The sequence below is a fragment of the Yersinia sp. 2540 StPb PI genome, assembly GCF_052217165.1.
GTDB lineage: Bacteria > Pseudomonadota > Gammaproteobacteria > Enterobacterales > Enterobacteriaceae > Yersinia > Yersinia enterocolitica_E.
Genome location: NZ_JAZGQC010000001.1, coordinates 2,190,988 through 2,211,796 on the forward strand (window position 1 = coordinate 2,190,988; position 20,809 = coordinate 2,211,796).

Genomic DNA, 20,809 nt, shown 5'->3' on the forward strand with positions numbered 1-20,809 from the left:
AACCCACTGAAACCAATCGGTATTTTATCTATGTATACCGATGCTGAACTAGATCCTAAATTGATTCACTGCACTGGTTAAATCAGCAGCCTGAGCTTGTAACGCCGCAGATGCTGCGGTGGATTCCTGCACCAATGCGGCATTTTGTTGCACCATGGTATCCAATTGCGCGACCGCACTATTTATTTCGTGAATGCCGCGCATTTGTTCATCGGCTGCGTTGGTTATTTCAGACATAATGGTGGTGACATCCGACACGCTGCTGACGATTTCGGTCATGGTATTACTGGCTTGACGTACCTGGCCGGAGCCAGATGCCACACTGCTGACGGTCGATTCGATCAGCGTTTTGATCTCTTTCGCTGCCTGTGCACTGCGCTGTGCCAATGTACGAACTTCCCCTGCGACCACAGCAAAACCGCGTCCTTGTTCACCCGCGCGTGCCGCTTCTACCGCCGCGTTAAGTGCCAGAATATTGGTTTGGAAAGCGATACCGTCGATCACACTGGTGATATCGCCGATCTTGCCAGATGCCGCTTCAATCGATTCCATTGTGGTGATGACTTTAGCTATCACCTCGCCACCACGTGAAGCATCGTTAGCCGCCGAAAGTACCGCAGTATTGGCCTGCCGCGCTGCGCTGGCGGAGTGGGCCACGGTTGCCGAGATTTGTTCCAACGCCGCCGAGGTTTGCTGCAAACTGGCGGCGGCAGACTCTGTGCGGCCCGACAGATCCTGATTGCCTGCCGCTATCTCATTGGCTGCAATCCGTACTGATTCGCTGGTATCACGGATTTGCGCCATGACTACACTCAGTTTGTCGGCAAAATTGTTGAACGAAAGGGCTATTTTTGCCACTTCATCACGGCCTTCTACCGGCAGCCGCTGAGTTAAGTCTTCTGAGCCGGAGCTGATAGCATCCATGGCTTTATGCACATGAGTCAGCGGTGCCAGAGCACGTTTGGTAATGAGGCTAATAATGACAACAGCGATTAAAATAATAATCACCAGTGTCACCAGTGATGTGGTCAGTAACGACCGCATGCCGGTGGTAGCTTGAGCTTTGTCCAGGGCGACAACAGTAAACCATTGAGTCCCTGGTACTGCTTGGGCCAGCAGCAATTTACTGTTATCGCCAATATTGGCAGCGACAGGCTCAGTTGCTGTTAACAGTGTTTTAAGGTCCAGCGTCGGCGCAATATCGCTCAGTGGCTTAAGGGCTAGTTTCGCATCTTGATGAGCGATAATGGTGCCATCGGCATCGATTAACATACCAAAACTGTCTTCAGTCGGGTGTATGGATTTCACGTTTGCAATCACGCTGTCCATGGTGACATCAGCGGCCAATACCCCTTTAACGCTGCCGTCCTGAATAATCGGCAATGCGAACGTTACCACTAACTGATTGGTTCCAGCATCAACATAGGGTGGGGTGACCACGGGTTTGCCCGCTTTTACCGCTTGTAGATACCATGGCCGCCCAGTGGGGTCGTAGCCGGCTGGAATACCATCGGGATTAGAAAAAATCGCGGTTTTGTTCGCGTAACCGATATACACGTTGATGAAGTTACCTGCGGCTGCAACTTGTCGCAGTGCCGCTGTCGGGTCTGCCGTCAGTGCGCTGTCTTTTAGTGACACAATCATTTGTGTTTTGGAGGCAACCCAATCGGCGATCCCGACACCATGACTGGCGGTAACGGCGGTCAGGGTATTATCTATGGCGCTATTGTTATATTTACTGGCAACCGAGTAGTTAAAATAGGTGTTAATGGCCAGAGAGCCTGCCACGATGATGATACAGGCAGCCAAGATACGTGAACGAATGGAATCAAGCATAGAGCGTCCTAAATAAGAGGGAAGGCATGATTCAAGTAACGGCTTGGCAGAGATAAACTTGAGCTGTGTCACAGTAACAAACTGTAATTAATACGCCATTGTTAATACTTCTTTATGTAACGGTGACAAAGTAGGTGGATTTTATTGACATCTATATTCAATAAAAACATAAGCTTGATTATTCCTTTCTGCTTCATTTGAAGGTAAAAATTCAAATAAAGTTGAAAAAAATAGTGACATCAAAAGGGTAAAATTAGCATCAATGCAGCTAAAACAGTGGTTTTCAGGTTGCATTGATGCTGAGGGATGGCAGTAATAAGAGGGGGGTTAGATTAAAATTTATACTGCAAACCTATAGTGATAGTTTGATTTTGTTGAGCAATGCCGGCGCTATTAGCTACATTTGCAGAAACACCTGCACCAGTGTCGATGATTTGTGTATCTCCTTTTCCTTCGGCATGCCTGTTCCAGGACGCTTCAACAAATAATTTAGTGTTATCGGTGACGTAGTAGCCCGCATCAATCACGACTGCGTAATAGCGAGAGCCTTTGCTGCTGTCTTTAAATGAAAGTTGACGTAAATAGTGTTCATCATCACCATAGGCATTTACCCAACTGCTGTATTTCAGCAAGGTATTAAACTCAAATTTTTGATAATGATAGCTCCCGGCTAAGCCAAGATAGGGCATTTCAAACTTTTGCTTATAACCAATGTTGGTAACACTATCGGAACCTGTAAATAGGTTATTACCACTATTGTAATTATAGTTTCCACCATAAGATGTCCAGCTATTATTATTGCGCTGATAACCGGCCATCATACCAATACGGTAATTTTCTTGCTTTAAAAGCCAAAATTTTGCATTAAGATCGATTTCATTCGCATAATTTAAATTGGTTTTTTCGTGATGAGACCAATCAGTCCACTTAGATTGCCCTAATGTTTTCCAATCATAATCATCCATGACCCCCTTAGCGGGTGATAATGTGGACCATCCGCGCGCGGTTAATGTTAACCGTGATAACAGATCCCATGATATATCCATTTTTACAATAGGCGTGTTTTCCGCTTTCCAATCTATCTGGCTTAGCTTGCGACCATTATATTGGGGCTGATAAACAAACTCTTGTGATTCTGCATTCAATAATCCCAATGAGGAGCTAATCGTTAGACCATCGTTTATATCTGAGTGATAGCTGGCTACTGCTGTATGGCAGGTGATAATCAGCGGTAATACAGCAACACCTCTCTTTACCCATCTATTCTTTTCCATCATTAACCTTTAATCCCTTTAAAAATCGAAGGCAAAAGTTAACATTGACGGGAGATTAATTTTTTAAAATAAAGATTAAAAGAAAATTAAAAGTATTAAACTATTAATTAATAATAGAGCAACATAATGCATTAATATGAGCCGGGCCTGATTACCCGGCTAAATGGTTTTCAAAACTCATTAACCAGCCATTCGTCGGCTTCATCAAACATTTCTTCAACCAACCGGTTCAGTACTGATTTTTCTTGTTTATTAGCATCAGTATTGATGCCATTGGCTTGCATTGGTTTAACCTTAACTTCAGCATCAGGAAACACCCGATGCACCCGCTTGGTTAACTCTGCCTTAATCATTTCAGCGGCGTTGGGTAGGCCGGCGACATTCCGTTTGTCATAAATCAATTCAACACGCATGGCTTTTTCCTGAATGAGTAAATACTGTATTAATATACAGCACTGGCGAGTGGCAGACAACGCTGTTTTACACGGATTGAAGCGAGAAAACGACTATTACTGATTTTTTAACGTCAATAAAATAACCGCAGGTGATTAAGGTTGGGAATCACTGGCGGTTATTTTATGTGTGGGTGCTTATCTGATTGTTTATACAAGTGATTTATTTTTTCCAACTACAACTGAGCATCGGTGTTTATCGAGATGGGGGCTAGTTTATTTCCAGCCAGCGGGCATCAACCACCACACCCAGTATCTTACAGTTGCCATTGAGTTCGATTAATCGATAGGAGGGGTTCAATGGTTTCAAATACTTAACACCAGCATCAACAATGAGTTTCTTAAATGTTGCTTCGTTATCATCAGTCAGTTTGGCAATAACAAAATTACCGGGTAGCGGCTCTTTTTCCGGGTCAACCAGAATAATCATTCCTTCAGGAAAACTGATCCCCGAAGGCGATGTCATGGAGTCTCCTTTAACGCTGAGCCAAAAAGCGTTGTCATGGGCATTTTTGGTCGATTCAGGCCAGATTTCAATATCACGCAGCGTATAAGGCTCTATTGCCTCATACCAGTTACCTGCACTTATCCAACTGATTAACGGATAGCTGTTAGCAACTGATCCGGCCGGTTTATCATTTAGCCCATTACGCGCCGAGATCGATAAACTTTCGGCCATTTTGGCCAATTCTTTCGCCAGAGAAGGGCTAAAGCTACTGATTGGTTCATTGAGTATTTTGGCAAAAGCGGCGGCGTTGGTCACATTGAGCGGATTTATGCCGTTAAGGAATTGGTTTACGGCACTTTGCCCAACCCCTAATTCGTGCGCGACAGACTCTTGGGATATACCCAGCTCTTTTTTCTTGGCATTAAACAGCTCTTTCAGCCGCTTAGCGTCGTCTAACTGTTCTGGCGTCAATGGCTTCTTTTTCATCAGTCAATTTTATTACCGTTAGCAATAATATCCAATCATCTGCGGTGTTGACTATAAAATCACTTGCGGTAATAATCAATCAAAATATATAAGGGAAACGTATGAGATCGTACTGGCATGCATCACTGCTATCCAGATATGTAGCATGGGTTGTTCCTGTTTATCACAAGAAGACGGCGGCCAGACTTACGGTGGTTTCCGTTGTTGAGCAATCGATAGGCTGAGGTGTCACCACGGTGCCCTGCCTTTTGTGGAGTAATTATTTATGAGTTCAATAAACGGTACACAAACCGAAAGCCACAGTCAGCAGAACCAAAACATGAGAGATATTCAATTAGTCCTGGCGCGCTGGGGAGTATGGGCAAGATACAGTTCCGGGCTGGATTATTCATCTATCGCTGCGGGCTTTAAGGGGTTATTGCCTGATACGTCTAAGAGTAAAGCCTCCTGTTGTGATGATGACGGCCTGGTTGTCGATGGCTGCGTTGCTCGATTAAAACAATACCGGCCAGATGAATATGAATTGATCATCCGTCACTATGTGCTTAATCAATCCAAGCGAGCAATTGCTCGTCAGCAGAAAAGAGATGAAAGACTAGTGCGAATTAATATGCAAATGGCGGAAGGCTTTGTTGATGGCTGCCTGGCAATGTTGAATGTGAAATTAACTATGGATCCTTTAATAGAGAATTTACATATTTATGAAAAAACACTAACGCGGTCCGCAAAAAGTGTATTAGTCTGACATTACTGGTTAGTTTGTTACGCAATTATCATAATTTAAAATCTCGCTTTGGTGAGATTTTTTGTTTTTTAGTTGATATGTATTTAATTAAAAATAAATCTATTTTTTATAAAAAAACACTAACGCGGTCCGCAAAAAGTATATTAGTCTGATATCACTGGTTCGTTACATACTGATTAAGAAAGAGGAAAGCCCCGCATGGTTGGGGCTTTCCTCTTTCTGTTAGTCATACGCGCAAGTGTATCGGCTTGGGAGGTATTAAATGAGTGAACAAAATCCACTGCCGTATTGGTGGGCAGGATCGCTTGCTCTATTTTCAGCGCTGAGTTTACAGGATTACATCTTTATTCTGGGTACTATTATTAGCGTAATATTTACCATCAAAACTTATTACGTCAATTTACGGGAAAAGGACGCAATAATTAAAGAAGAGCAGAGACGAACAGAAATTCTACGAGATTTTTTGCGTAATAAAACAGTGGCCGATATTCCAGCCGCAATTGCGGTATGTAATGACGCGCTACACAAAATGGAGAGCTGACATGACGCCTTCACTGCGTAAGAAAGTTTTGGGTGCCGCAGCCGGTGGAGCAGTTGCCATTGCCGGAACATTGCTGGGTGGGCACGATGGTTTTGAAGGACGTAAATACATCGCCTACAACGACGTAGTGGGCGTCATGACGCTGTGTGATGGTCACACTGGTAACGACATTATCCAGGGAAAACTGTATAGCGATCAACAGTGTGATGCGTTATTACAGCAGGATTTACGGGTGGTGAAAAAGTCAGTCGATGATGCGATACAGGTACCTGTGGGAGATTACACCCGCGCAGCGCTCTATTCATTTACCTATAACGTCGGTAAAACCGCATTTATCCACTCAACCTTATTAAAGAAACTCAATAGCGGAAATATAACCGGTGCATGCGGGGAGTTGCGCCGCTGGATTATGGCGGGTGGCAAGCGCTGGCAAGGTTTGGTTAATCGGCGTGAGATTGAACATGAACTTTGTCTGACACCGAACCTGACGGCAATGAAAGCCAGGGAGGGCAAATGAACAGGCGTGCCATCACCACGGTGTTGCTCGCGATATTACTCATGGGGCTGATGGCCAATACCTATCGCTTGAGTGCCAAACAGGTGCAGGAGCATGCGGAGTTACAGGCTGAACGAGTTGTTAATCAAACATTGGATAACACCATCGCTGCCTATCAGTTAAACGATGCGGCTAATCGGGTTGCCGTCGCACGGCAGTTGGAAAATGAAAGGGTACTGCGACATGAAACTGAGGATCGTCTCAAGCGTTTTGTGGCGGCAACCGCAACTGACAACTGCGCTGTCAGCCGTATGCCTGAGCCTGGCATTAGTATCTTGCGTGAATAAGCCAGCCCTTCAGGTGGTGAAATCCCCCTTGTTATTGCCACCTGAATCGGCGATGACCCAGTGTGAAATCCCGGAATTTGTTGGTTCCACATGGGGTGACAGTAGTTTATATGCGTTGGCACTCAAGCGAGAGTTACGCCTCTGTAAAGGACGGCTTGATGAGGTCATTCGTTGGCGTAATAACCAAATCGATAATCCACTCTCGCCGTGAGACGACAGGCTTATCCCCCAACGGGGCAACCATTTACCAGGAGAATAACTATGACCGGTAGTAAGGTCGGATATCTCATTTTTTATCAGGTGAGCCTATGAATGCTGCACAAATCAGGCAACTGGCCGCTGCCGCATTATTGGGCAAAACAGATGCGGAAGGTCGTATCTATTCAACTGATGCATGGCCGGTAACCACTTATCCGGCCATTTTGTTACAGACACCACTTGAAGTAAAAGAGTCTATTGGCCGCAATGTACCGCAGTTTAATACCATGACCACCTTACGCATTAGCGGGCATATCCAACTAAGTGAGGCGGTAAATCGAGTCACGGAAGCGGCAGCGGCACTTGAGCGTTTGTGTGAACAGATTCAACGGGCAGTGATTAACAGTTATGAACTGACTCGCCAGATTCAGCAATTTGCCAAAGTGCGTACCACGATGGGTATCGATACTAGCAGCGAGCAACATTTTGCTGAAGTGAAAGTAGAACTCGATCTCGAGTATTACCAAGGGCCGGAAGACTTCTTCCCAGTAGAAACCACGCCACTGACAGGTATCGACATTGCGATTGATATGCCTGATGGCACCACAGACCCGCTGATCGCCATCACCCTTTCGGAGTAACCCTATGTTTGTAAAACCGATGACTGGCCGCGCAGTGCGTGACCCGGTCAAGGGCACCTTTTTGCCTGAATCTGGCGCAGAGGTTCCTGATAACCCATTTTGGCACCGTCGTATTCAAGACGGTGATGTGGTGCAGGTTACGGTAAAAACAGCGAAACCTGCATTTTAAGTGTTAACAACGGAGAGTAAAAAATTATGACAATTCCTTTCACTAATATCCCGAGTAATCTGCGTACGCCACTGTTCTTTGCTGAGTTTGATAATTCCCAAGCTAACACAGCGAGCACCCCTCAACGGACTTTGATTATCGGGCAAACCCTGACGGAAAGCACTTTGCCTGTCAATGTGCCGCTGCTGGTTTCATCTGTCGCCACCGTTGCCGGTTTGTGTGGTGCAGGTTCAATGCTACATGGGCAAATGGCAGCGTATCTGGCCAATGACAGCGCTGGTGAAATCTATCTTCTACCATTGCACGACTCTGAAGCTATGGTTGCTGCCATCGGTAAAATTACCGTGACGACCCCGGCATCAGCAACCGGTGTTATCTCACTGTATATCGCCGGTATTCGTGTACAAACCACGGTAGTGCCGACTGATGATGCCAATACCATCGCTCTGGCGCTGGCGGCGGCAATCGAGAGTAAACCTGAATTACCGGTAACTGTTGCCCATACTGGTGATGGTGTATCGGAAGGCGCTGTTGTAGTACTAACGGCCAAAAACAAAGGAGCACATGGTAACAATATCGATCTGCGTTTGAACTATCTGGGGAGTGCCGGTGGAGAGACCACACCGGAGAGTCTGGTGTGGTCGATCACTCCGATGGCTGGAGGTGCAGGCGCGCCTGAACTGGCAAGTGGCCTGGCAAACTTACAGGATCGTACCTTCGATTTCATTATCAACCCTTACACAGATACCGCGTCATTGGATGCCATCAAGTCATTCCTTTCTGATAGCACCGGGCGCTGGAGCTATAGTCAGCAACTGTATGGCCACAGCTTTGCGGCTCACTCCGGCACCTATGGTCAACTGACCGCGGCCGGTGAACTGCGTAATGACCAACATGCCTCATTGCTCGGGATCCATAACTCGCCGACACCGGCTTACCTGTGGTCAGCCGCGTATGTTGGTGCTATTGCGCAAAGCTTGCGTAATGATCCCGGCCGCCCACTGCAAACGTTGGCAGTAAGTGGTGTATTGGCAGCGCCCCTTTCTAGCCGTTTTACCCTGACTGAGCGGAATAACTTGCTGCATAGCGGTATTTCAACCGTGACGGTGGCGGACGACGGGACAGTTCAAATCGAAAATATCATTACGACTTATCAGACCAACAAATACGGTGCTGCGGATGATAGTTATTTGCAAATTGAGACCTTGTTCTTATTGATGTTTGTCACGCGCTACCTACGAACTCAGGTGACCTCGAAGTTTGCTCGCATGAAGTTGGCTGCCGATGGTACCCGTTTTGCACCAGGCTCGGCCATCATCACGCCAAATACCATCCGTGCCGAGCTGATTGCTCAGTATCAGACCCTGGAATTTAATGGCTATGTTCAGGATGCCAAAGGTTTCGCCCGTGGCCTGATAGTTGAGAAAAATGCCAGTAACCCAAATCGTGTTGATGTGTTGTGGACCGGCGTGCTGATTAATCAGTTGCGTATCTTTGCGGTTCTCAATCAATTCCGTCTGCAAGCGGCTGTTTAACCCTTAGCCATTTAATGCACTAACAAAAAAGGAAATAAATTATGAGCGATACTTCAAACCGCCTGGCAGGTACGGCTTATGTCACCGTTGATGGCATTACTATTATGGTGGCCGGTCAGTTCAAATACAGCCCTTCAAAGGTAAAACGTGAAACTGTCATGGGCATGGATGGGGTACATGGCTATAAAGAAACCGTGGTGGCACCGTCCATTTCCTGCACTATCCGTGACAGTGGCGGGGTCTCTATCAGTGATTTTAACGACCAGACCAATGTCAATATTGTCTGTGAATTGGCGAACGGCAAAACCATTATTGGTAGTGGCATGTGGTCGGTGAGCACGTTGGTGGTTGACAGCACTGAAGGCACGGTTGATGTGAGCTGGGAAGGCGGTTCGGTGACGGAGAATTGATATGACTGTACTGGAGCGCAGTAAAACTATTTCACTGGTGAAAGCCATTCAACACGACGCAACCAAGACCACCTACGAGGTGGTCGAGCTGAGTGAACCGACACTGTTGCAAGTACAGCAATTCTACGATGAGCAAACCAAGTCAGGTTCGCTCAGCGGTATGGGATTGCTGATTGCCTTGGTCTCAGGGGTGCCGCGTGAGGCTATCAAGAAAATGGCTTTTACCGACTATAAGGCCTGTGAGGTTTATATGATGGGTTTTTTAGCCTACTCCCCAACAGGGGGCGATGGCGCGAAATAATTGCTGACGTCACTTACTATTATAGCTGGGGGCCGGGCGATGCCTGGTCCCTGACTTACAGTAGCTTAATGTGGTGGTGCCAGCAGGCCGGGCGGATTAATAAAATTAAGGCTGGCAAAAATGGCTAATAAATACAATATGAATACGGTTTCTCCATTATCTAAAGTACCGCCTCAAATATTCAGTAACTATAAATTAGCTGGTGGTGGAAACACAATTATTGCTGTTGGAACTGCGGGAGTGGAATGGCTTAATAACGGTGCTGATGAGGCCCGTAAAATAAATACAGCAGCGAGGAACGTTAACGCACCTATTGATCAATTTAGTCAAATAAGTGGCGCTATGCGTATTCGAGGTGTTGAACAAATGGCTGCGATAAAATCAACTGAGCAGCTCTACAGCAATTTGAATAATATGCTATGGGGCCATAATGATCAGGGGCTGGCACAGCTACATGAGTATGGGTTTGACATTATCAGTAATGAAAATGGCACAGTGGATGCTACTGCAACAATAGCTAAAATTGCCGAGGATTTTCCACAAATGGCACCCCAAGTACAAAGTAAACTGACGGATGCTCTGAAAATAGACGGTAATACTATTGAGTTGCTGCGAGAGGGGGCGCAACTAAAAGATTTGCTGGCTAAATCTACTTTATTTGGCCTAACTATTGATCCTGAGCTTAATATACAATTGACAGAGTTAGACCAGAATACTGATGAGTTAAGTGCTGCTTGGGATGGTTTGAAAGATAAGCTATCTAACATCGGATACGAAATTCTTGTCTCTGATGGCTCTGTGGCTGATGGCATTGGTGGTGTAACTGACACGCTAACTTATGGTCCAGATAATTTTGCCATAATGCGTACTTTAGGGATAATCAGTGGTAATGACTCGGCGAAAATGCGATGGGCATATAATAATACAGATTTTAAAAAACAGCTTAATTGGTATGAAATAACCATGCTTAATAGCGGTCTTATGACTGATGGATTTCGTAAGAAATATCAGGATCATATTAAGCCCAATGATGCAGAGAAAATAAATTATCAGACTGAAAATGCGGGTGTTATTTCTGGGCTTCGGCCAATTAAAATTGAGTCTACTCCATTAACTGATCTTTTTAATCTGGGATCTGGGGCTGAAGTTGAAACTCAAACACAAACGCAGAACACCTGGAGCAACAACCGCATAACTGAATTCGGTGCTGAAGATCCCTATTCCCTTAGCCCCTCATCTTCTCTTGCGCCAGATAATAATATAGGCAGCATCCCTACAACTGAATCACCTATTTATACTGACTCAGCGGGGGACTTTAATGCTAATGCTATTGCTGATGTTATCGCTACCGCGATGCAGAACAATCGGGTGCAGATTGAATTGACGTTAATCGACAGTCGAAGCGGTGAAAGCTTAGTGATCCCAACTCAGGGAGGCAGCAGAATAGCTCACGCCATGCAGATGTAATTCCCTATTAGTATCCGTAAAAATTAACCAATCAACATATCGATATAACCCGCTCCGGCGGGTTTTTTATTTCCTAACGTCTACTACTGGACAGGAGAACGAAATGTCACTTATCAATAACGCACTATCAGCGCTCTTGGGAGGAAGCGACGACAGTTGGCAATGGTCGGAACACCTCCATCAAGCCTCCTTTCGGGGAGTGCCCTTCGTGGTCCTGAATAGCAAGGGCAGTTTTGGTCGTCGTCAGGCAGTGCACACTTACCCTTATCGCGATACCAGCTATATCGAGGATTTGGGGCGCAGTACACGGAACATTGTTTTAACTGGATTTTTGGTACAAAACAGCCAGATCTACGCCGCACCTGATGTAATGACTCAGCGCGATTCATTGATCGCAGCTTGTGAAATGGCCGGGCCAGGGACATTGGTTCACCCAACGTTGGGTGAGATGACTGTCAGCATCGCTGACACGGGGTTGAAAATTGATGAAGGTGTTGGCAGCGAGCGGGTATTCGCGTTCAGCTTAACCGTTATCGAATCCGGTTTACGTGCCTTTGCCATCACCGGTATGGCTGAAATGAGTGCGTCTGTCCACTCCTCTTGGCTGGGATTGAGCGCCAAAGCAGTCGCTGGTTTTATCTCAACGGTAAAAGGAGAGATGCGCTCCGCCACTCAGGTAATAAAAACCTTGCAAAGTACGGCGGAATTTTGGAGCCGCATGGTAACGAATACTGCCAATGAGGCCAGTAATCTGGGTAACGCACTGCGCTCAACCTTTGGCCGAAACCGTTATGGCCGCTTTAACCACGGTACTGTCGGTGGCAGCAGTTCGGGCGTGACGGAAGCGGTGAACCAGCAAAGCGATACCACCAACTTACCCATGTTAGTGGCGCAACGGCTGGCGTTTATCGTCGAAGGGCGAGCGGCAATCAGTGCTGCCGTGAATGAGTTACTTGCGACTAACAGTGTTGAGGGGCATGCCGACAAGTTACTCACTCTGGTTAACACGCTACTAAATGGCGGTTTTAGCACACTGGATGTTATCCGCATGATGGAAAGCCTGACAGCGGCTCATGACGACGCCTTCCGAGCCAATAGCAGTGATATCGCAATTGCTGACGCCAGCCATCATTTAATGATGACTTTATGCGCCGGAGGGATGGTCATCGCGGCGGCGCAGTATCAACCGGAAAGTTATGACGATGCTGTCGCTGTACTTGGCAGGGTCAGTGAGGTGACTGATAGCTCAGCACTGGCCGCCGCCGATCGCGGTAATGATGAAACCTACCGTGCGCTGATGCAAATGCGCGAATCTATCGTGGCGCTATTGCAACAGTCCGGGGCGAATTTATCTCGCATCAACGAGGTTAGTTTTAACCGCTCACTACCCGCGCTGATGCTGGCGAATCGGTTATATCAGGATGCGCTACGTGGTGATGCACTGGTGAAAATGGCGAATCCGATTCATCCGGCATTTATGCCAATTCGGTTTAGGGCATTGAATCTATGAATAATAAAATGCCAAGTGATGACTTAACACTGGAGATAGACGGCAGAGCGATCACCGGTTGGAGCAAAGTTCAGGTCACGCGGAGTATTGAAAAATTACCCAGTAGCTTTGAGTTATCGCTGATGGATCGTTATCCCGCCAGTGGAGGGCAACAGTGGATTATCCCCGGAGCTCCCTGCGTGGTTAAGTTGGGTAATGATGCTGTGTTAAATGGCTATATTGACAGTTGGGATTGCGCTATTGCGGCCACAACTCATCAAGTCAGTGCCTCGGGGCGCAGTAAGTGCCAGGATCTGGTGGATTGCTCCGCTGAGTGGACCAACAGCGTGATTAGCCAATCCACGGTGTTGCAGATTGCGCAAAAACTGGCCGAACCTTACGGCATCAAAGTGACCTCTGATATTACCGATATGACCATTGTGCCGAAATTCACTCTGAATTGGGGAGAAACGGCGCAAGCGGTGATTGATCACGTCACGCGCTCTGCTGCATTGCTCTATTACGACCAGCCGGATGGCAACTTATATCTGACCCGCGCTGGAACGCATAAAGCTGCCAGCGGTGTGGCACAGGGCATCAATATTCTTAGTGCCAATCTTCATACCGATATCAATCAACGCTTTGTTGATTACACCGGCGTGGTGCTCTCTTCCAATGCCGCAGCCAGGCATTCTGCCTCGGGTGGGGATAACACCTCGGTGCGAGCTACCACGCGAGACACACTATTGGCCGAACAATTTCCGGCCCGCCATCGTAACCGGGTCATTATCGTCGAAAGTACAGTGAACTCGCCACATTTGCTGAAAGATTGCATCGAATGGGAAATGAACCGCCGCTCTGGTCGCGCTAACGTCTTGACAGTGCAAGTTGACAGTTGGCGCGATCGCCATGGCCGGCTATGGGAAGTTAATACATTGATTCCCATTACTATTCCAGCATTTGGGCTTAATGATGAGCTGTGGCTACTCTCGGAAGTGGTTTATGCCAAAGATGAGAAAGGGACGACGAGCAAAATGACCCTGATGCCACCTGCTGCCTTCACATTCCAGCCTTACAACATTAAGTGACATAGGGGGGAACTATGAATGACCTAACCGGGCAAATTTCGACCCTGTACCGGCAGATAAAAATGCTGTTGGGACTTGGGCGAGTGAGTGCCGTTGACGACAGTGACGGGATACAAACCGTGCAGTATCAAACTCAACTGGAAGTCCACTCTGATACCCCAAGGCTGGCTGAGTTTGGTTTTTCATCGGGATTGCCAGCTGGCAGTGACGTGGTTATCGGTTTTCTGGGCGGGGACCGATCCAACGGCCTGATCATCGCCTCCAACCATCCGGCTTATCGCCATTCAGGACTAACAGCCGGAGAAACGGTGATTTATTCCCAGTGGGGGCAATTTATCAAACTGACGGAAAGTGGGGTAATCATTGAGGCTAACAATCAGCCGGTGACAATCAATAATGCTACCGCGGTGACGGTAAACGCATCGGTAAAAGTACGGCTGAATACGCCGTTACTCGAGGTTAGCGGCGATATTGTTGATAACGCAGACGGTAATAGCATCACGCTGAAAACCTTACGTGATGCCTATAACAGCCACAACCATCAACTCAAAAATGTACAGTCGGGCAGCTCGACCCTTACCAGTGAGACGCCCGCTAAGGTGGTGCGATGACAACAGATATTAAAACGGTTTGGGATGTCGATGCCTCATTGGGAGATTGGCAGACAGGTCGCGGGGGAGTGCTGGATGGCGATGATTTGCATACCGCTATTTTACTGAGTTTGTTTACTGACCGCCTGGCGCGAATTGATGATGCTATTGATGGCGATGATCGCCGCGGCTGGTGGGGGGACAGCGGGGCGCTATCAGCTATTGGTTCGCGGTTGTGGTTATTGCGACGGGAAAAACTTACCACTCAGGTTGCGATCAAAGCCGAGGACTACGCGGCAGAAGCATTGGCGTGGCTGACCGAGGATCGTGTTGTGGCGGCCATAAACACCCGGGCACAAATAATTTACCCCAATACATTGCTGTTGATTATTGCTTACCAACGACCGGGTAAAGCCCAATCTTCAGTGAAATTTTCATGGGTATGGGAGGAGTAATTCATGCCATTTAATCGACCCACGTTAAGTGAATTGCGACAACGCAATCAGTCTTATATTCAATCGGAACTGAAAACCGGCGGCAACTTACTGCGTTTCTCCAATATTGGCGTTATCAGTGATGCAGATGCGGGGATGGCACACCTGCACTATGGCTATCTGGATTATATCGCCCAGCAAGCCACGCCATACCATGCCACCGACGAGTACCTTGCGGCTTGGGCGGCACTGAAAGACGTGTTTCGTAAAGCAGCAAATCCGGCTACTGCGACTGACGTTCGCTTTAGTGGGATAGCTGGACGAACTATTCCTGCTGGCCGCTTGCTTAATCGGGCCGACGGCTATCAGTATCGGCTTGATAATGAAGTGAAGATTTCTCCCGATGGTCACGTTCTGGCAGCTATTACCGCCATTTTACCCCGTCCATTGGAGGATGCGACTGGCGGCGGTAGCCGGGGTAACAGTGCGGCTGGCACCCTGCTGACGCTAGATATTGCTATTGATGGTGTTCAGGCCACCGCCACAGCACTGAGTAAAATTTCCGGCGGTGCGGATATTGAATCTGAGGATGCATTTCGTTCCCGTATGCTATTGGCTTACCAGAATATCCCGCAAGGTGGTAATGATACCGACTATCAATCTTGGGCATTAAGGGTATCGGGAGTGACCCGTTGTTGGGTAAAACGGCGGCTGATGGGGGCAGGGACTGTCGGGGTTTATATTATGTGCGATGACAACGACCACGGCGGTTTTCCGCAAGGTAGCGACGGTATTTCATCGCTGGAATCATGGGGGGCGGTAAAAGCCACTGGTGATCAACAACGGGTAGCAGATAATATTTATCCACAGCAACCTATCATTGCGTTGGTTTATGTTTGTGCGCCAGTTGCACAACCCATTGATTTTGTTATTAGTGGGATTTCACATGCTGATAGTGCTACCACGACCGCCATCAATGCCGCTATCGACGAGGTGTTTTTCAGCGAAGGTGAACCTGGTGGCAAAATCTTGTGGTCATCACTATTACTGGCAATTGGTGAGGTCACGGGGACCGGGGGCTTTATTATGCAATCTCCGGCGGCCAATATTGAGTTACAAACTGGCAAACTCCCCATTAGGGGTACGGTGAGCTATCTATGAGTCGCTACTCTGTCAGTGAATATACTACCGCTTTGCAAGCATTAATGCCGATGGGTTTAGTCTGGCCACGGCGACCGGATGGCGTGCAGACTGAGGTACTGCGGGCGCTGGCAAATGCGTATCAGCGTAGCGATGAAGATGCGCAAGATTTGTTGTCTGCGGCATTCCCGGCAACGGCGACGGCTATGTTACCTGAGTGGGAAGCCACTGTGGGGCTACCGGATCTATGTGCCATTGGTGAAGTAGACAGCATGATCCAGCGCCAGCGGGCCGTGGTGTCGAAATTGTTTGGCATCGGCGGCCAGTCTGCATCCTATTTTATCCGTGTGGCCAAGGCATTGGGTTACTCCATTGCTATCACCCAATACCGGCAAGCCTGTGCAGGTATGTCGGTATGCCGTGATGCATTGAACGGTGACGAGTGGCCATTCACGTGGTTGATTACCGCACCCGAAACCACGCTTCATTATGCTCAATGTGGCCTAACTTATTGCAGTGATCCGTTGCGTTCATGGGGCAATAAACAACTTGAATGCCGGTTTGCGGTGTTAAATCCGTCTCATAGCATTCTGAAGTTTGGCTACGTTAGCTAACTAATCAATTTCTATTAATTTAAAACGCCTTAATTGGTGAGGTATTACTATGCAAAAAATTGGAGATATTCCTAATTCACGCGCCGACAGTAATGGCGAATTTACCGACGGCAATGTCGCCGGCGGCGTTCCCCCAACGATATTACCGGCGGAATGGTTTAACACCTTACAGCGGGAATTAATGAGTGTTCTTTCTGCCGCTAATATTGATGCTGACAGTGAGAAGTTTGATCAGGTGGCGACTGCTGTCTCTAAATTAATTACTGATGGTGGATTTTTAAAAACAGCCAATAACCTTGTGGAAATTAAAAATGCCGGCCCCGCCGCTGTCGCTGAGACTCTCGTAAACCTTGGTTTGGGCGATGCAGCCCATCTGCCCCAATTAACGGGCGTTGTTGGCACATCACGCAATGCAAAAATGAGTGTTACAGCCGCATCGTCAACGGCCACTTTCACGGCAGATGAATTGATCGTACAAACGGCGCTAGGTGGACGTCAGTACAAACTTACTAGCTTCAATAAAGCAATTAACCTTGCGACTACGGGCGCTGGCGGTATGGATACTGGCACCGCGCCAGCTGCGGGATTTGTAGCGCTGTATGCGATTTATAACCCAATAACTCAAGTATCTGCATTGCTGGCAGTTAATTCCACGTCAGTGCTTGCTCCTGAAGTGTATGGCGGGGCTAATATGCCATCAGGTTATACAGCATCAGCGTTGGTTAGTGTGTGGGGGACGGCATCATCATTGTTGAAGATAGGATTTCAATCCCATAGGCATATAGCAATCCAAACAGCTACTATATATTCCGTTTCTAGTGGTACAACAGCGCAAACGCCGTTAGGTGTTTCACCTGTGGCCCCACCCAATGCCACACAGATAGATATTGCTATAACAGTAAATGAAACAGTCGCTGGCAACGGTGTTGCGCTGAGTATTGGCTCATCTCTGTCAGGTATCGGACAGTTCGGTGCGATTTCAACCGTTACAGGGCAAACAGCAACGTCCATTACCACAGGAACGCTGTCATTAATAGAAATCCAGCGGCTCTATTTTTCAATGTCCAATACAAACCCAGGAACATACATTATCGCAGGCCGTGGTTATGATTTTTAAGGAGTGAATATGCTTGTTCAATTTAAAAATTCAACAAAAGAAGAAATTATTGCTTACTTTGGTGGCCCACAAGATCCAGAGTATTTTCCAAATCAAGGGGAGATTGAAGCCGATGATCCCATGTGGGCAGTCTTTTATGACAAAGTACATATGTGGCTTGATGGGTTACCTGAGCCTATTACAATTGCAGAGTAAAGTACAAATCCGGGCTTAATTGCCCGGTTTATTTAATTGCTAGGTGCTGTAGGTCTGGTTATATCAGACACTGTACTTACATTGACTAATGACGGCCGAGGTTATAGCGCAAGCCAGGCGGATGTTGATCAAGGAAACTATCTTGCAATTACAACAGCCGAATTGCTCCAACAACCAACAACAACTGCCTCGTTCGTCGCTTCATTTCGTGCTAAATTCGCCTATCTCGGATCATGACATATGTGTCATGGTTTCAGGCAGCTAATGGGACTTCAGGTATCAGTATGTTTACATATAAAGAAATATCAGCGCTGAACGAACTGGAATTGATCGTTTATAATTACATCATAAAAAACACTGATAAAGTGATGTATATGACCATCAGAGAACTGGCTGACGCAGCGGGTGTTTCTACCACTACAGTTTTACGATTTTGTAAAAAAATGAATTGTGATGGTTATTCTGAATTCCGGGTGCGGTTTAAATTATATGTAGAGCATGATGAAAAACCACCAGTTAGCTTTGGTATTAGTGAAATAATTAGCTATTTTAAAAGTATTAATAATAGTGAGTTTGACGAGTTACTGGATACGGCCGCAGCACAAATAGCCGCCACGCGCCGAATTATTTTTGTGGGTATAGGAACCTCTGGGGCGTTAGGGAAATACAGCGCTCGTTTCTTCTCGAATATTGGCAAGTTTAGTACTTATATTGACGATCCCTATTATCCTATCAACAGCGATATGTATCAGGATGCTATTGCTATCATATTTTCCGTCTCGGGTGAAACCGAAGAGATTATCCGTATTGCCAATCAGTTCAGTTTACATAATTGTAAAATAATCAGCCTGACAAATAGTGATAACTCAACGCTGGCCAAAATGGCCGACCTTAATATCTCCTATCATATGCCACCTATTGTATTGGAAGGGCATTATAATATTACCACTCAAATCCCAGTATTATATATAATAGAAACTATTGGTAAAAAACTCCCGCAATTAATTAATAAAAAAGCACCATAAAACACCGTGTTTTTTGAGTGTGACATATTCCAATTCACGATTTTTGTTATATCGTGACTTCGCTTTTCTTTTTGCTAGAATCCAATCTCAATCGGCTACGAATATTAATAATAAGCCAATAACGCTCTGGTTATCTTACGCTCAGTACCCGCGACAGGAGATTAATAATGGCAATAGATTACGCACTGACCGCTCAGGAAATTATCCAATATATTGGCGGTGATAATAATGTGATTAATGTCACACATTGTGCGACCCGTTTACGGTTTATATTGAAAGATAATAAAATTGTCGACAAAGAACGTTTAAATCGTGTTAAAGGGGTTATCACCGTTATTGAAGCGGGTGGGCAAATGCAAGTGGTGATCGGTAATCATGTCGGCGATGCTTATAAACATGTCATCAGCTTGATTAATGTCGATGAAAGTGCCCCGGTTGCTGCACCCAAGGTCGGTATTGTTAGCCGTTTGATGGATATTATCTCCAGCATTTTCGCCCCATTCCTTTATCCGTTAGCCGCCTGCGGTATTTTACAGGGGATTATTTCATTTCTTGCCGCCATTGGCTGGATGGATGCGACGAGCGGCACCTACCGTATTCTGAATTTTGTTTCCTGGACCGGTTTTACCTTCCTGCCCGTGCTGGTTGCCTTTACCGCGGCCAAGAAATTTAATGTTAATCCTTTCACCGCAGTTATTACCGCTTGTGCCCTGATCAGCCCTGATTATATGAATATGCTGACGGCCAATAAAATTACTATGCTGAATTCGGCCGATCCAGCCGTTCAGCAACTGATGCAAGAAGCACTGAATAATCCGCAAGTTGCCCATATTTTAAACACTATTGCGGGTATTCCCTTATCATCGCCAACCTTGGATTTCTTCGGTATTCCCGTGCAATACCTGAGCTATACCGCCTCGGTTATTCCGATTATTTTGATGGTATGGGCCATGTCTTACGTGCAGCGCTTCTTTGAGCGGATCCTGCCAATGGTGGTGCGCAATCTATTCACCCCAATGTTCTGTATTGCCATCATGGTGCCACTAACGCTATTGGTGTTCGGCCCGGTGGGTAATCTGATCGGCGGTGCGATTGGTGGTGTTTATAACTCGCTTTATAACCTTAGCCCGGCAGCGGCTGGGTTTATGGTCGGCGCTTTCTGGCAGCCACTGGTCACACTGGGTGTGCATTGGGGGATCACGCCTGTTACCGTTGGTAACTACGCGACTCTGGGTTATGACACCTTTACTGGCCTGCAAGCTTCCGCTGTCTTTGCCATGGCGGGCACCATGTTTGGTGTTTACTTAAAAACCCGCAATAGTGAGATGAAGGGTATTTCACTGTCGGCCGGTATCACCGCGTTGTTCGGTATTACCGAACCGGCAATTTATGGTGTGGCACTACGCCTAAAAAAACCGTTCTTATGCAGTTGTGCTGCTGGCGGAATTGGTGGTGCTATCGCAGGGGCATTTAATGCGGTGTCATGGAGTTACTGCTTACCGGGTATTGCGGTATTACCGGTCTTTTTCAAAGAGGGCCATATGGCGCAGTTCCTTGGTTTCTTGCTGTCGATCACGGTAGCGTTCGTGTTGGGCGCACTTTTCACTTGGTTGGTTGGGTTTACTGATGAGCCTGAAAGTGTGCAACAGCAAAACAGCGCTAAAGCATCTGGCGCGCCGATTACTCAGGCGCAAATGAATCGGGGCTAACTGTTTAAATATTCAGGCGGGCCATCCCGCCATTGATTTTCATTTCAAGGGCGTACAGTTGC

25 protein-coding genes are annotated in these 20,809 nt (G+C 46.8%); 21 read left to right on the forward strand and 4 right to left on the reverse strand.

All coding sequences use genetic code 11. From position 1 onward, the window contains the following. Positions 1 to 48: 48 nt before the first annotated feature. From V1956_RS09880 to V1956_RS09895, 4 genes are all read right to left on the reverse strand, one after another. Entirely contained in the window at positions 49 to 1,836 is a 1,788-nt protein-coding gene (locus tag V1956_RS09880) for a methyl-accepting chemotaxis protein (protein ID WP_372559423.1), read from the reverse strand. Between the two features lie 332 nt (positions 1,837 to 2,168). Continuing rightward, positions 2,169 to 3,113 carry an omptin family outer membrane protease gene (locus tag V1956_RS09885; protein WP_372559422.1) on the reverse strand — a complete coding sequence of 315 codons (945 nt, stop codon included), beginning with the start codon at positions 3,111 to 3,113 and terminating at the stop codon, positions 2,169 to 2,171. Between the two features lie 167 nt (positions 3,114 to 3,280). Next, positions 3,281 to 3,523: a DinI family protein gene (locus V1956_RS09890; protein WP_005190119.1), complete on the reverse strand. Its 243-nt coding sequence runs from the start codon at positions 3,521 to 3,523 to the stop codon at positions 3,281 to 3,283. A 250-nt stretch (positions 3,524 to 3,773) separates the two neighbouring features. After that, positions 3,774 to 4,496 carry a LexA family protein gene (locus V1956_RS09895; protein WP_372559421.1) on the reverse strand — a complete coding sequence of 241 codons (723 nt, stop codon included), beginning with the start codon at positions 4,494 to 4,496 and terminating at the stop codon, positions 3,774 to 3,776. Between the two features lie 319 nt (positions 4,497 to 4,815). Here V1956_RS09895 and V1956_RS09900 point away from each other — a divergent pair, with 319 nt between their 5' ends. The 21 genes from V1956_RS09900 (at position 4,816) to V1956_RS10000 (ending at position 20,747) form a co-directional block, all read left to right on the forward strand. Then, complete coding sequence (locus V1956_RS09900) at positions 4,816 to 5,241, forward strand: antiterminator Q family protein (RefSeq protein ID WP_372559924.1); 426 nt, start codon at positions 4,816 to 4,818, stop codon at positions 5,239 to 5,241. Positions 5,242 to 5,503: 262 nt separating this feature from the next. Beyond that, entirely contained in the window at positions 5,504 to 5,782 is a 279-nt protein-coding gene (locus V1956_RS09905) for a hypothetical protein (RefSeq protein WP_083158327.1), read from the forward strand. A 1-nt stretch (position 5,783) separates the two neighbouring features. Then, positions 5,784 to 6,299 (forward strand): lysozyme, encoded by a 516-nt coding sequence (locus tag V1956_RS09910; protein WP_372559420.1) that lies wholly within the window; start codon positions 5,784 to 5,786, stop codon positions 6,297 to 6,299. Further along, the gene (locus V1956_RS09915; RefSeq protein ID WP_420074934.1) at positions 6,296 to 6,625 is read left to right on the forward strand and encodes a DUF2570 domain-containing protein; all 330 of its coding nucleotides are present in this window, start codon (positions 6,296 to 6,298) and stop codon (positions 6,623 to 6,625) included. The genes V1956_RS09910 and V1956_RS09915 overlap by 4 nt, the downstream gene beginning before the upstream one ends. Continuing rightward, the gene (gene lysC, locus V1956_RS09920) at positions 6,618 to 6,836 is read left to right on the forward strand and encodes an Rz1-like lysis system protein LysC (protein WP_372559419.1); all 219 of its coding nucleotides are present in this window, start codon (positions 6,618 to 6,620) and stop codon (positions 6,834 to 6,836) included. Before V1956_RS09915 ends, lysC begins: the two co-directional genes overlap by 8 nt. A 97-nt stretch (positions 6,837 to 6,933) precedes the next feature. Further along, positions 6,934 to 7,464 carry an ATP-binding protein gene (locus V1956_RS09925; RefSeq protein ID WP_420071830.1) on the forward strand — a complete coding sequence of 177 codons (531 nt, stop codon included), beginning with the start codon at positions 6,934 to 6,936 and terminating at the stop codon, positions 7,462 to 7,464. A gap of 4 nt (positions 7,465 to 7,468) precedes the next feature. After that, positions 7,469 to 7,633, forward strand: a complete 165-nt coding sequence (locus V1956_RS09930; RefSeq protein ID WP_071843434.1) for a DUF2635 domain-containing protein — start codon at positions 7,469 to 7,471, stop codon at positions 7,631 to 7,633. 26 nt (positions 7,634 to 7,659) lie between these two features. Further along, on the forward strand, positions 7,660 to 9,168 hold the full coding sequence (locus V1956_RS09935) for a phage tail sheath subtilisin-like domain-containing protein (protein WP_442825062.1): 1,509 nt from the start codon (positions 7,660 to 7,662) through the stop codon (positions 9,166 to 9,168). A gap of 41 nt (positions 9,169 to 9,209) precedes the next feature. After that, the gene (locus V1956_RS09940) at positions 9,210 to 9,578 is read left to right on the forward strand and encodes a phage tail tube protein (RefSeq protein ID WP_042568284.1); all 369 of its coding nucleotides are present in this window, start codon (positions 9,210 to 9,212) and stop codon (positions 9,576 to 9,578) included. Between the two features lies 1 nt (position 9,579). Beyond that, positions 9,580 to 9,879, forward strand: a complete 300-nt coding sequence (locus tag V1956_RS09945; RefSeq protein WP_042568283.1) for a phage tail assembly protein — start codon at positions 9,580 to 9,582, stop codon at positions 9,877 to 9,879. A gap of 120 nt (positions 9,880 to 9,999) precedes the next feature. Continuing rightward, complete coding sequence (locus V1956_RS09950) at positions 10,000 to 11,346, forward strand: chemotaxis protein (RefSeq protein ID WP_420074936.1); 1,347 nt, start codon at positions 10,000 to 10,002, stop codon at positions 11,344 to 11,346. 103 nt (positions 11,347 to 11,449) lie between these two features. After that, positions 11,450 to 12,856: a DNA circularization protein gene (locus V1956_RS09955; protein ID WP_442825063.1), complete on the forward strand. Its 1,407-nt coding sequence runs from the start codon at positions 11,450 to 11,452 to the stop codon at positions 12,854 to 12,856. Beyond that, positions 12,853 to 13,923 carry a phage baseplate assembly protein gene (locus V1956_RS09960; protein WP_372559414.1) on the forward strand — a complete coding sequence of 357 codons (1,071 nt, stop codon included), beginning with the start codon at positions 12,853 to 12,855 and terminating at the stop codon, positions 13,921 to 13,923. Before V1956_RS09955 ends, V1956_RS09960 begins: the two co-directional genes overlap by 4 nt. A 14-nt stretch (positions 13,924 to 13,937) precedes the next feature. Further along, positions 13,938 to 14,534 carry a phage baseplate assembly protein domain-containing protein gene (locus V1956_RS09965; protein ID WP_420074938.1) on the forward strand — a complete coding sequence of 199 codons (597 nt, stop codon included), beginning with the start codon at positions 13,938 to 13,940 and terminating at the stop codon, positions 14,532 to 14,534. Further along, entirely contained in the window at positions 14,531 to 14,968 is a 438-nt protein-coding gene (locus V1956_RS09970) for a phage GP46 family protein (RefSeq protein ID WP_420071836.1), read from the forward strand. The genes V1956_RS09965 and V1956_RS09970 overlap by 4 nt, the downstream gene beginning before the upstream one ends. A gap of 3 nt (positions 14,969 to 14,971) precedes the next feature. Continuing rightward, a complete protein-coding gene (locus V1956_RS09975) occupies positions 14,972 to 16,108 on the forward strand; it encodes a baseplate J/gp47 family protein (protein ID WP_420074939.1) in 1,137 nt (378 codons plus the stop codon). Beyond that, positions 16,105 to 16,701, forward strand: a complete 597-nt coding sequence (locus tag V1956_RS09980) for a YmfQ family protein (RefSeq protein ID WP_372559410.1) — start codon at positions 16,105 to 16,107, stop codon at positions 16,699 to 16,701. The genes V1956_RS09975 and V1956_RS09980 overlap by 4 nt, the downstream gene beginning before the upstream one ends. A 49-nt stretch (positions 16,702 to 16,750) precedes the next feature. Further along, positions 16,751 to 17,818, forward strand: a complete 1,068-nt coding sequence (locus tag V1956_RS09985; RefSeq protein WP_420071838.1) for a hypothetical protein — start codon at positions 16,751 to 16,753, stop codon at positions 17,816 to 17,818. A gap of 9 nt (positions 17,819 to 17,827) precedes the next feature. Then, positions 17,828 to 18,013 carry a hypothetical protein gene (locus V1956_RS09990; protein ID WP_050297013.1) on the forward strand — a complete coding sequence of 62 codons (186 nt, stop codon included), beginning with the start codon at positions 17,828 to 17,830 and terminating at the stop codon, positions 18,011 to 18,013. 284 nt (positions 18,014 to 18,297) lie between these two features. Beyond that, positions 18,298 to 19,038, forward strand: coding sequence for a MurR/RpiR family transcriptional regulator (locus tag V1956_RS09995; protein ID WP_372559407.1), 741 nt, complete (start codon positions 18,298 to 18,300; stop codon positions 19,036 to 19,038). Between the two features lie 167 nt (positions 19,039 to 19,205). Beyond that, positions 19,206 to 20,747 carry a PTS transporter subunit EIIC gene (locus V1956_RS10000; protein WP_372559406.1) on the forward strand — a complete coding sequence of 514 codons (1,542 nt, stop codon included), beginning with the start codon at positions 19,206 to 19,208 and terminating at the stop codon, positions 20,745 to 20,747. Positions 20,748 to 20,809 lie beyond the last annotated feature (62 nt).